General features: G+C 68.8%; 10 protein-coding genes. All 10 read left to right on the forward strand.

Annotated features, from left to right (window positions below; translation table 11 throughout):
* Positions 1-64: 64 nt before the first annotated feature.
* The 10 genes from KEC55_RS32955 to KEC55_RS33000 all read left to right on the forward strand — a co-directional run bounded on the left by KEC55_RS32955 (position 65) and on the right by KEC55_RS33000 (position 11774).
* Positions 65-550, forward strand: coding sequence for a VOC family protein (locus tag KEC55_RS32955; protein WP_282513014.1), 486 nt, complete (start codon positions 65-67; stop codon positions 548-550).
* Position 551: 1 nt separating this feature from the next.
* Positions 552-1778 carry an FAD binding domain-containing protein gene (locus tag KEC55_RS32960; RefSeq protein ID WP_282513016.1) on the forward strand — a complete coding sequence of 409 codons (1227 nt, stop codon included), beginning with the start codon at positions 552-554 and terminating at the stop codon, positions 1776-1778.
* Positions 1779-1849: 71 nt separating this feature from the next.
* Complete coding sequence (locus KEC55_RS32965) at positions 1850-2212, forward strand: DUF485 domain-containing protein (protein ID WP_282513018.1); 363 nt, start codon at positions 1850-1852, stop codon at positions 2210-2212.
* Positions 2209-3867 carry a cation acetate symporter gene (locus tag KEC55_RS32970; protein WP_282513020.1) on the forward strand — a complete coding sequence of 553 codons (1659 nt, stop codon included), beginning with the start codon at positions 2209-2211 and terminating at the stop codon, positions 3865-3867. The genes KEC55_RS32965 and KEC55_RS32970 overlap by 4 nt, the downstream gene beginning before the upstream one ends.
* Positions 3868-3907: 40 nt before the next feature.
* The gene (locus KEC55_RS32975; protein WP_282513022.1) at positions 3908-5041 is read left to right on the forward strand and encodes an amidohydrolase family protein; all 1134 of its coding nucleotides are present in this window, start codon (positions 3908-3910) and stop codon (positions 5039-5041) included.
* A gap of 166 nt (positions 5042-5207) precedes the next feature.
* Complete coding sequence (locus KEC55_RS32980; protein ID WP_282513023.1) at positions 5208-6332, forward strand: FAD-dependent monooxygenase; 1125 nt, start codon at positions 5208-5210, stop codon at positions 6330-6332.
* 410 nt (positions 6333-6742) lie between these two features.
* Positions 6743-8023 carry a c-type cytochrome gene (locus tag KEC55_RS32985; protein ID WP_282513024.1) on the forward strand — a complete coding sequence of 427 codons (1281 nt, stop codon included), beginning with the start codon at positions 6743-6745 and terminating at the stop codon, positions 8021-8023.
* Positions 8020-8520, forward strand: coding sequence for a (2Fe-2S)-binding protein (locus tag KEC55_RS32990; protein ID WP_166957941.1), 501 nt, complete (start codon positions 8020-8022; stop codon positions 8518-8520). The genes KEC55_RS32985 and KEC55_RS32990 overlap by 4 nt, the downstream gene beginning before the upstream one ends.
* A complete protein-coding gene (locus tag KEC55_RS32995; RefSeq protein WP_282513031.1) occupies positions 8520-10781 on the forward strand; it encodes a xanthine dehydrogenase family protein molybdopterin-binding subunit in 2262 nt (753 codons plus the stop codon). The genes KEC55_RS32990 and KEC55_RS32995 overlap by 1 nt, the downstream gene beginning before the upstream one ends.
* 75 nt (positions 10782-10856) lie before the next feature.
* Entirely contained in the window at positions 10857-11774 is a 918-nt protein-coding gene (locus tag KEC55_RS33000) for a LysR family transcriptional regulator (protein ID WP_282513033.1), read from the forward strand.
* Positions 11775-11831: the final 57 nt, after the last annotated feature.

Genomic DNA, 11831 nt, shown 5'->3' on the forward strand with positions numbered 1-11831 from the left:
GCCGGTTTTTTCGACTAGTATTTATCGAACGATAACTTATCTATCGATAAACAAGGAGTCCACCATGACGGTATCCAGACTCGCGCACTACTCGATCCGCACGCTCGATCTCGAGCGATCGTGCCGGTTCTACGAACGTGTGCTCGGCTTCAGGCGCGGCTACCGGCCGCCGTTCGACTTTCCCGGCGCATGGCTCTACAAGGGCGGCGACGAAAGCGACTACGGCACGGTCCACATCATCGGCGTCGACCCGGCCAACCCGGACGGGCTCGCGGCCTACCTCGGCGACAAGGCGCTGCCTGCGACGGGTACCGGCACCGTCGACCACATCGCCTTCCTCGCGACCGGCGTCGAGGCGATGTGGGACACGCTGCGCGCCGAAAACGTCGCGTGGCGCGACCGCACCGTGCCGAGCCTCGGGCTGCACCAGGTGTTTATCGAGGATCCGTCCGGCGTGACGATCGAACTCAACTTCCCCGCCGCCGAAGTCGCGGGGCTGACACTTCCCGCCGCCGTACCGGCCGGCGACTCCCAAGGACACGGAGACTGACATGAACCACAGCACATCGACCAAACGCAAGGCCGCGATCGTCGGCGGTTCGCTGGGCGGCCTGTTTGCCGCGAATCTCCTGCTGCGCAACGGCTGGGACGTGGACGTGTTCGAACGGGTGCCCGAGGCGCTGTCGGGCCGCGGCGCCGGGATCGTCACGCACCCCGAACTGTTCGACGTGATGCTCGCCGCGGGCGTACGCATCGACGCATCGATCGGCGTGAAGGTCGAATCGCGGATCACGCTCGGCCGCGACGGCACCGTCGTGTCGGAACGCCGGATGCCGCAGACGCTTACCGCGTGGAGCAAGATGTACCACGTGCTGCGCGCGGCGCTGCCCGACCAGCACTACCGCGCCGGCGCGGTCGTCACCGACGTCGCGGACGGCCCCGAACACGCGTCGGTCACGCTGTCCGACGGCTCGGTCGTGCATGCCGACCTGGTCATCGCGGCCGACGGCTTCCGCTCGGCGATCCGCGAGAAATTCCTGCCGGACGCGCGGCTGCAGTACGCGGGCTACGTCGCGTGGCGCGGGCTGGTCGACGAACTCGGGCTGTCGGAGGCCACCCACGCAACGCTGTTCGGGAATTTCGCGTTCGGCCTGCCGCCGCATGAGCAGATCCTCGGTTATCCGGTCGCCGGCCAGGGCAACAGCACGAAGCCGGGCGAGCGCCGCTACAACTACGTGTGGTATCGCGCGACCCGCGAGGATACCGATCTGCCGAACCTGCTGACCGACGCGACCGGCAAGCTCTGGGCGGGCGGCATTCCGCCTACGCTGATCCGGCGCGAGGTGCTCGACGACATGGAAGACGCCGCTCACGCGCTGCTGGCGCCGCAGTTCGCCGAGGTCGTCACGCGTGCGACGCAGCCGCTGTTCCAGCCGATCTACGACCTTGAAGTGCCGAACATGGCGTTCGGCCGGATCGCGCTGCTCGGCGACGCCGCGTTCGTCGCGCGGCCGCATTGCGGGATGGGCGTCACGAAGGCCGCGGGCGACGCGCTCGCGCTCGTCACCGCGCTCGCCACGCGCGCCGACACGCTCGACGCGCTGTGCGAATACAGCGAGACGCGCACGGCATTCGGCGCGGCGATCGTGGAGCACGCGCGCCACCTCGGCGCCTACATGCAGGCGCAACTGAAGAACGACACCGAGCGCGAAATGGCCGAGCGCTATCGCACGCCGGAAGTCGTGATGCGGGAAACCGCCGTTCCGCCGCACTTCTGAGCACGCACGGGCGCCGTGCGCGACACGCGCGGCGCCCGTCGCCAGGTCATTCCAGACGAGAAGGAGACACCGTGAACCACCCGCTTCCGGCTACCGCCGGCACCGCGCCCGAACCGGCCGCACCCTCATCATCCGCGACGCATCCGCTGCTGCGCGACGCCCGCTTTCGCGAGCACGTCCGGCGCCGAAGGCTGTTCGCCTGGTCGCTGACGTTCGTCATGCTCACCCTCTATTTCGCGTTCATCCTGACGCTCGCATTTTCCCCGGCGCTGCTCGGCGCGCCGATCGTGCCGGGCCGGCCGACTCCGTGGGGCATCCCGGTCGGGTTCGGCATGTTCGCCGCGACCTTCGCGCTGGTCGCGCTTTATGTGTTTCGCGCCAATACGGTGTACGACACGATCGTCGCGGCCCTTCGCCACGGAGACGCATCATGAAACGCCTGCTTCTCGCACTGCTCGCCGCCAGCGGCACCGAACCGGCGTTCGCGGCCGGCCCCGCCGCGCTCTCGCACGGGCACAATCCGGTCGCGATCGGCATGTTCCTGGTGTTCGTCGCGTCGACGCTCGTCATCACGCGCTGGGCCGCGCGCAAGAACCATAGCGTGGCCGACCATTACGCGGCCGGTGGCAAGATCACCGCGTTCCAGAACGGCTGGGCGATCGCCGGCGACTACATGTCGGCCGCGTCGCTGCTCGGCATCTCCGCGCTGGTGTTCACGAGCGGCTACGACGGCCTGATCTATTCGGTCGGTTTTCTCGCGAGCTGGCCGATCATCCTGTTCCTGATCGCGGAGCCGCTGCGCAACCTTGGCAAGTACACGCTCGCCGACGTCGTGTCCTATCGCCTGCAGCAACGGCCGATCCGTGCGTTCGCGGCGTCGAGCTCGATCGTCATCGTGCTGCTGTATCTCGTGTCGCAGATGGTCGGCGCGGGCAAGCTGGTCGAGCTGCTGTTCGGCCTGAACTACACGGTCGCGGTGCTGTTCGTCGGCGTGCTGATGGTCGTCTACGTGTTCTTCGGCGGGATGCTGGCCACCACCTGGATCCAGATCATCAAGGCCGTGCTGCTGCTCGCCGGCGCGGCGTTCATGGCGATCATGGTGCTGAGCCGGTTCGGCTTCAGCCTCGACGCGCTGTTCGCGCAGGCGATTCTCGTCCACCCGAAACACGCGGCGATCATGCAGCCCGGCGGGCTGGTGTCCGATCCGGTATCGGCCGTGTCGCTCGGCCTCGCGCTGATCTTCGGCACCGCGGGCCTGCCGCACATCCTGATGCGCTTCTTCACGGTCGGCGACGTCAAGGCGGCTCGCAAGAGCATCCTCTATGCGACCGGCATCGTCGGCGCCGGCTACGTGCTGATCATCATCATCGGCTTCGGCACCATCGCGCTCGTTGCGTCGGACCCGCAGTACCACGACGCGTCCGGCGCGATCACGGGCGGCGCGAACATGGTGGCGATCCACCTCGCGCATGCGGTCGGCGGCAACGTGTTCCTCGGCTTCATCTGCGCGGTCGCGTTCTCGACCATCCTGGCCGTGGTTGCCGGGCTCACGCTCGCGGGCTCGTCGGCGATCTCGCACGACCTCTATGCGAACGTGCTGCGTCGCGGGCAAGCGTCCGACCGGGAGGAAATGCGCGTGGCGCGCGGCACGACCCTGGTACTCGGCGTGCTCGCGATCCTGCTTGGCATCGCGTTCGAAAAGCAGAACATCGCGTTCATCGTCAGCCTCACGTTCTCGATCGCGGCAAGCTCGAACTTCCCCGTGCTGCTGCTTTCGATCTACTGGCGCGGCCTGACCACGCGCGGCGCGGTGCTGGGCGGCCTGACCGGGCTCGCGACCGCCGTGACGCTCACCGTGCTGAGCCCGACCGTGTGGGTGCAGGTGCTCGGTCATGCGCACGCGGTCTATCCGTACGAGTATCCGGCGCTGTTCTCGATGGCGGCGGCGTTCCTCGGCGTCGTCCTGTTCTCCGTCACCGATCGCTCGGCGCGTGCGCAACGCGAGCGCGCGCAGTTCGATACGCAACTCGTCGCGTGCGAGATGGGCACCACGACGCGCCTCACAACGGGCATCACGCCACGCGGCTGAGCCGCATGCCATGCACCCTCGATACACCATGAGAGACACCATGCTGAATTGCACCTGCTGCCCGTCGCCGGGTCGTCGTCGCCTGCTCGGCGCGCTTGCCGCGCTCGCGGGCACCGCCGTCGCCGGACAGTCCGCGTCGGCCGCCGGCACCGCGAGCACACTGGACGCCCCGGCCACGCTGCCGCCGTACCGGCCGCGCTCGATCGACATCCACGCGCATTACTACCCTGAAAGCTTCTGCGACCTGGTCGGCGGCGAAGGCAAGCGCTTCGGCGGGTCGTTCGTGTGCGACGATACGTCGTTCACGTTCCGCACGCCCGCCGGCGGCCTCGGGCCGCTGCCGATGAAGTTCATCGACATCGATGCGCGGCTCAAGGACATGGATGCGTCCGGCGTCGACGTGCAGGCGCTGTCGCTCAGCGTGCCGATGGCGTACTGGGCCGACCGGCCGTTCAACGCGAAGCTCGCGCGCGACTGGAATGCGTCCGCGTCGCGTGTCTACCAGCGGCACCCGACGCGCTTCGTCGTGCTCGCGACGCTGCCGATGCTGAACGCGGCCGACGCGATCGACGAGCTCGAGCGCGCCGCGCAATTGCCGGGCGTGCGCGGTGTGTACATGGGCACCAACATCGACAATCGCGATCTCGACGATCCGCTGTTCGCGCCCGTGTTCGCCCGCATCGAGCAGTTGGGCCTGCCGGTGTTCCTGCATCCGCAGCAGACGGTCGGTGGCGCGCGGCTCGGCGATTTCTACCTGAGCAACCTGCTCGGCAACCCGTTCGATACCGCGATCGCGGGGTCGCACCTGATCCTCGGCGGCGTGCTCGACCGCTATCCGACGCTGGAAGTCACGTTGCCGCACGCGGGCGGCGCGCTGCCGATCCTCGTCGGGCGCCTCGACGCGGGCTGGACCGTGCGTCCCGAAACACGCCGGCTCGCGCAGAAGCCCAGCAGCTACCTGCGGCGCTTCAGCTACGACACGGTGTCGCATTCGGGCCCGGTGCTGAACTTCCTGATCGAGAACGTCGGTGTGGACCGGCTCGTGCTCGGCAGCGACTACTGTTTCGACATGGGCTACGAGCAGCCGGTCCGCTTTCTCGATCGCGTCGACCTGGGCGCGCAGCAGCGCGCGATGATCCTCGGCGGCAACGCGGGCAAGCTGCTGCGGATCTAGCGGGCGCCAAGCGCGGCGTCTTGACTGCCGCGCCTGCACCGTCGGCGCAGCGCGTGGCCGGACATGGCATGATCCGCCGAGCCGCGATGCGCCAGCGCGCGGCGCCGCGCGTCACGACGCCTGGCCGGCGGCGCACGCCACCGGCCGCACACCGGAGTCACCCACGATGAAGATAGTCATTGCAGGCGGATCGATCGCCGGTCTCGCGGCCGCGCTGACGCTCGACTGCGTCGGACACGACGTGACGGTCTGCGAACGCTCGCCGTCGCCGCTGCGCGGCCAGGGCGGCGGCGTGGCGGTGTTGCGCCGGATGATGGCGTTTCTCGAACAGCACGGCCGGCATTGCCGCCACGCGATCAGCGTGCCGACGCACCGGCGGCGCTGGATCGATCGCGACGGCGTCGTCACGCGCGACGAGCCCGAGATGCTGCCGTTTTCGTCGTGGGACGCCGTCTATCGCTCGCTGTGCGAAACGCTGCCGGGCGGGCTCATCCGGTACGGCCGCACGGTCACCGGCTTCGACCAGGACGCGGACGGCGTCGACGTCCACCTCGGCGACGAACGCCTCCGCGCGGACGTGCTGATTGGCGCCGACGGCGCCGGTTCGTCGCTGCGCGCGCAGCTCTTTCCCGGTTATGCCCCATCGTTTGCCGGTTACCTCGCGTGGCGCGGGATCGTCGACGAAGCGGATTTCGACGCCGCATCGATCGCGCCGCTGGTCGAGAACATGACGCTGCACAAGGCGCCGGGCGAGCTGTTCATGGCGTTCCTGATTCCCGCGCTCGACGGTTCGCTCGTGCCGGGCAGACGCCGCTTCAACTGGCTGTGGTATCGCAACGAAGCCGATCGCGATGCGCTGCGCCATCACCTGACCGATCGGGCCGGCCACGCGCATCACGCGTCCGTGCATCCGGGGCAGCTCGCCGACGATGTCGTCGCAACACTACGGCAACTCGCCGGCGAACGGCTGCCGGCCACGCTCGCCCAACTGGTTCACGCGACACGCATGCCGTTCAACCAGGCGATCTTCGATGCGTTGAGCCCCGCGTTCGTCGACGGTCGCGTCGCGCTGATCGGTGACGCCGCATGCACCGTGCGCCCCCACACGGCGTCGGGCACGTCGAAGGCCGCGAGCGATGCGGTGTCGCTTGCCGAAGCGCTGCCGGCGGACGCGACCGATGTCGTCGCGCGCCTCGCGCAATGGTCGGCGCGGCGACGCGACGAGGTGACGTCGCTGCTCGAGAAAGGCCCGCAACTGGCCGCGGCGTTCGGCCTCGGCACGCCGCGCTGACGCGGCGGCGCCCGCGCCGGGGCGCGTCGCAGCAGGGTTCAGAACGTTTCAGCGCAGCTTCAGGAAATGGCGCCAGCGCGCGCGTAGACTGCCTCCATCCTCCGACGCGCGGGCGATGACGCGATTGCGCCATTGCTCGCGCGGCCTCCCCACACCTGGAGCAACGACATGATCTCCGCCGCGAATCGCTGCCGCCGGGCCGGCTTGTCATGGCCGGATCGCCCGGCGATGCACCGCCGTCATCGGACGGCGCCGACCGGAGCGACCGCCGCCGGTACGCGCGCGCCCTGCCTCCGATACGTGCCAGCCCGCGGCGACAGCCGAATCCGCATCGCCGCGCGCGGTCGGCATCCGCTCCATTGCCCCGCCGCTCGAACGAACGCAGGCGAACCGGTTCGCGTGGAGCGCGCATGAAGCACAAACGACTCTGGTTCGGCGCGACCGGCATCGCGGTCGTTGGCCTGGCGATCGCGATCGGCATCATGTTCAAGCCGTCGATTGCGCCGATCGATCCACCGGCCCGCGCGTCGTTCGATCCGCAACTCGTTCGCGCCGGCGCGCGGGTGGTCGCGCTCGGCGACTGCGTCGTGTGCCATACAGCGCAGGACGGCAAGCCGTTCGCCGGCGGGCTGCCGCTCGTGACGCCGTTCGGCACGATCTACGCGACCAACATCACGCCGGATGCCGATACGGGCATCGGCCGCTGGTCGCGCGACGCGTTCGCACGTGCGCTGCGCAGCGGCATCGCCCGCGACGGCCATCCGCTCTACCCGGCGTTTCCGTACATCCACTTCACGCGCATGTCCGACGACGACATCACGGCCGCCTATGCGTACTTGATGACCCGCGAACCGGTGCAGACGAAGACGCCGCCGAACGAACTGATCTTTCCGCTGAACTTCCGGCCGCTGGTCGCGTTCTGGAACGTGCTGTTCCTGCGTGAAGGCGCATATCAGCCCGACCCGTCGCAATCCGCGCAATGGAATCGCGGCAAGCTGCTGGTCGACGGCCTCGGACACTGCGCGTCGTGCCATTCGCCGCTCAATGCGATCGGCGGCGAGCAGGCCGGCAAGGCGTTTGACGGCGGCATCGTCGACGGCTGGGAGGCGCCGCCGCTCAATGCGCTCGGCAACGCGGTCAAGCCGTGGACGCAGGCGCAACTGGTCACCTACCTGCGCACCGGCCGCGCGAGCGAGCATGGTGCGGCGGCCGGCCCGATGCTGCCCGTCACGCGCGATCTCGCGACCGTGCCGCAGGAAGACGTCGAGGCGATCGCCGCGTACATCCTGTCGATCCAGAAGCCGGCGGCCGCACGGCCCGCGGCGAGCGCCGCCGAACGCCATGCGACGACGCCGGCCGGCCAGCGCGGCGCGGTGCTGTTCCAGGCGTCGTGCGCGCAGTGCCACGGGCCGGCAGCGCCGATGCAGTCGATCGGCGAGCGGCCGACGCTCGCGTTCAGCACGGCGGTTGCTGCCGACACGCCGCGCAACGCGATCCAGATGATGTTCAACGGGATCGGCTGGCATGGCGAGGACACGCTGAACTACATGCCGTCCTACCTCGAACAGTACGACGACGCGCAGATCGCGGATCTCGCCGCCTACATCCGCGAAACGTACTCCGAACGCCCCGCGTGGAGCGGTATCGATACCCTGGCCGCGAAGCTCAGAAAGGAGGACAGCGCGCGATGATCACCCTCACCGTCAATGGCGTGCGGCACACGCTCGACATCGATCCGTCCACGCCGCTCCTTTACGCGCTGCGCAACGACCTGCACCTGCACGGCGCGAAGTTCGGCTGCGGCCTCGGGCAATGCGGCGCATGCACCGTGATCGTCGACGACAAGCCGATGTTCTCGTGCCTGATTCCGGTCGCCGCGCTCGGCGAGCGCCGCGTGCGGACCCTTGAAAGCCTCGGCACCGCCGAGCATCCGGGCAAGTTGCAGCAGGCGTTCATCGATCATCAGGCCGCGCAGTGCGGGTATTGCATCGCGGGCATGATCATGCGCGCGCAGGCGCTGCTCGAACGCAACCCGAAACCCACCGAACGCGAACTGCGCGCGCAGATGGAACCGAACCTGTGCCGTTGCGGCACCCACATGCGGATCCTCGCGGCGATCCGCCAGGTCGCCGGCCTGCCGGACCCGGAGCCGGCGGGCGCTCCCGTCATGATCAGCAAGGGACTCTGATGAACCCACCCGACGACATCGACGAAGGCCGCCGTCACTTCATGGTCTCCGGCGCGCTCTTCGTCGCGTTCAGTCTCGCGCCGGTCACGCGTGCCGCCGCGCAGCTCGTGATCGCGGACGAAGGCGCCGCCGTCCACGTCGGCAAGGCGACCGAAACGCTGGCCGGCAGCCTGAAGACCAACCCGCTGCTGGACGCGTGGATCAAGATCACGCCCGAGGGCAAGGTCACCGTGTTCACCGGCAAGGTCGAACTCGGCACCGGCGTGCGTACCGCACTACTGCAGGTCGCGGCCGAGGAGCTGAACATGAAGCCCTCGCTGATCACGTTCCTGACGGCCGACACCGGCGCATCGCCGGACGAGGGCCTGACAGCCGGCAGCCACACGATGGCCGACAGCGGCTCCGCATTGCTGAACGCGGCCGCGCAGGTGCGCGGGCTGCTGGTGGACGGCGCGGCGAAGCAGTTCGGCGTCGATCCGCGCACGCTCACCGTCGCCGATGCGGTGATCAAGGCGCAGGACGGCCGCACGATGCGCTATGGCGACGCGGTGCGCACGGTCGACCTGCACCGCAGCGCCACGCCGACGTCGCCGCTCAAGCCGCCCGCCACGTTCTCGGTGATCGGCACATCGCTGCCGCGCGTGGACATCCCGAACAAGGTCACGGGCGGCGTCAGCTACGTGCAGGACATGGCGCTGCCCGGCATGCTGCATGCGCGCGTCGTGATGCCGCCCGTGTACGACGCGAAACTGCTGTCGTTCGACGAAGCCGCGATCCTGAAGATGCCGGGCGTGGTGCGGATCGTGCGCAACGGCAGCATGCTCGCGGTCGTCGCGCAGGGCGAATGGCAGGCGGTCGTCGCGCAGCGTGCGCTGGCTGCCGGCAGCCGCTGGTCGCCCGGCCGCGCGCTGCCCGATCGTGCGACCGTTCACCAGGACCTGAAACGGATTGCGACGCAGCGCATCGAGATCGCGAACACGAAGGGCGACACCGCGCCGGCCACGAAGACGCTGTCCGCGACGTTCCTGAAGAACTACCTGCTGCACGGCTCGATCGGGCCGTCGTGCTCGGTCGCGCATCTCGAGAACGGCATGCTGACCGTGTGGACGCACTCGCAGGGCGTGTACCCGCTGCGCGACGCGCTCGCCGAGATGCTGTCGATGCCGAAGGCGAACGTGCGTTGCATTCACACCGAGGGTTCCGGCTGCTACGGGCATAACGGCGCGGACGACGTGGCCGCGCATGCGGCGCTGATCGCGGCGGCGATGCCCGGCAAGCCGATCCGCGTGCAATGGATGCGCGAGCAGGAACATACGTGGGACCACTTCACGCCCGCGATGGTCACCGAGCTCAGCGCGTCGCTCGACGCGAGCGGCCATATCGTCGACTGGAACTACGCGCTGTGGAGCAGCTCGCACAACGAACGGATCGTCAATGCCGGCCGGCTGCTGCCCGCGCGGATGCTCGAGCCGCCGTTCGTCTCCGCGCCGTCGACGCCGATGCTGCAGCCCGAAGGCGGCGGCGATCGCAACGCGATCCCGCTGTACGCGCTGCCGACCCAGCAAATCGTCAACAACTTCTCGCCGACGATGCCGCTGCAGACCTCGGCGATGCGCTCGCTCGGCGCACACACCAACGTGTGGGCGATCGAGAGCTTCATGGACGAGCTGGCGCACGCCGCCGGCGTCGATCCGGTCGAATTCCGGCTGCGGCACATGCAGGACCATCGTGCACGCCAGGTGATCCAGCTCGTCGCGACCAAGTTCGGCTGGCCGCGGCCGCCGCGCGCGCGCAACCGCGGCGTCGGCTTCGCGTTCGGCCGCTACAAGAACCTGATGGCCTACGTCGCGATGGCGATCGAGATCACGGTCGTGCCGGAAACGGGCCAGGTGACGCTCGAGCGCGCGGAAGTGGCCGTCGACGCGGGCCAGGTCGTGTCGCCGGACGGCATCCGCAACCAGATCGAAGGCGGCATCGTGCAGGCCGCAAGCTGGACACTGTACGAGGCGTTGAAATACGATACGCAGCGCATCCGCAGCTTCGACTGGAGCAGCTACCCGATCCTGCGTTTCGGCGCGGTGCCGCAAAGCATCAAGGTACACCTGATCAACCGCCCGGGCGCGCCGTTCCTCGGGGCGGCCGAAGCGTCGATGGGGCCGACCGCGGGTGCGCTGGCCAACGCGATCTTCGATGCGACCGGCCAGCGGATGCGCGAAATGCCGTTCGCGGGCGACGGGCTCAGGAAGCGCATCGACGCGTAGCGGCGGCACCTCAACAAAAAAGCCGCGCCGGCATGCACCGGCGCAGGCAACGAACAGGCTGGAGATTTCCCAACGATGGATACCTTGCTTTCGATGCGCGTGTTCACGCGCATCGTCGAGACGGGCAGCTTCACGCGCGCGTCCGACACGACCGGGCTCACGACGCCACGCGTGTCCGCGCTGCTGAGCACGCTCGAACAGCATCTCGGCTGCCGGCTGCTGAACCGCACGACCCGCCGGATTTCGCTGACCGAGGACGGACAGGCCTACTACGAGCGCTGCGTCGGCGTGCTGCGTGAAATCGACGACATGGAGGCAGCCGTCTCGCAGGCGCGCAACGTGCCGCGCGGCCGCCTGAAAGTGAACCTGCCGCCCGCGATGGCCAAGCAGATCATGGTGCCCGCGCTGCCCGACTTCCTCGCCGCGCATCCGGGCATCTCGGTCGAACTCGGCGTGACCGATCGCCAGATCGACCTGGTCGGCGAAGGCGTCGATTGCGTCGTGCGCATCGGCGCGCTCGACGACTCCGGGCTGGTCGCGAAACGGATCGGCAGCCTGACCACCTGCACGTGCGCGGCGCCCGCGTATCTCGAGCGCTGCGGCGCGCCCGAAACGGTCGACGAACTCACGCAGCACATCGCGGTCAGCCACATCTCGGCCGACACGGGCCGCCCGCGGCCCTGGGACTACGTGGTGGACGGCGAAACGCGCATCATGCAGATGTGCGGCACCGTCGCGGTCAACGATGCCGACACCTACATCGCATGCGGCCTCGCCGGCATCGGCCTGATCAAGACCTCGCTGTACCTGGTCGAGCCGTACCTGCAATCGGGGCGCCTGCGCGAGGTGCTGACCGATTTCAACACGCCGCCGCGGCCGATCTCGATCCTGTATCCGCCCAACCGGCATACGCCCGTCAAGCTCAAGGTGTTCGTCGACTGGCTCGCCGGGCTGTTCGCGCAGATTCCGACGCTGCAGGGCGAGCGCCGCTGACGCCCGCCGTCCGCGCCGCCGCGCGCACCGCATAAATCAAGTGAATTAAGGCGCGGT

The organism is Burkholderia cepacia (assembly GCF_029962485.1).
GTDB lineage: Bacteria > Pseudomonadota > Gammaproteobacteria > Burkholderiales > Burkholderiaceae > Burkholderia.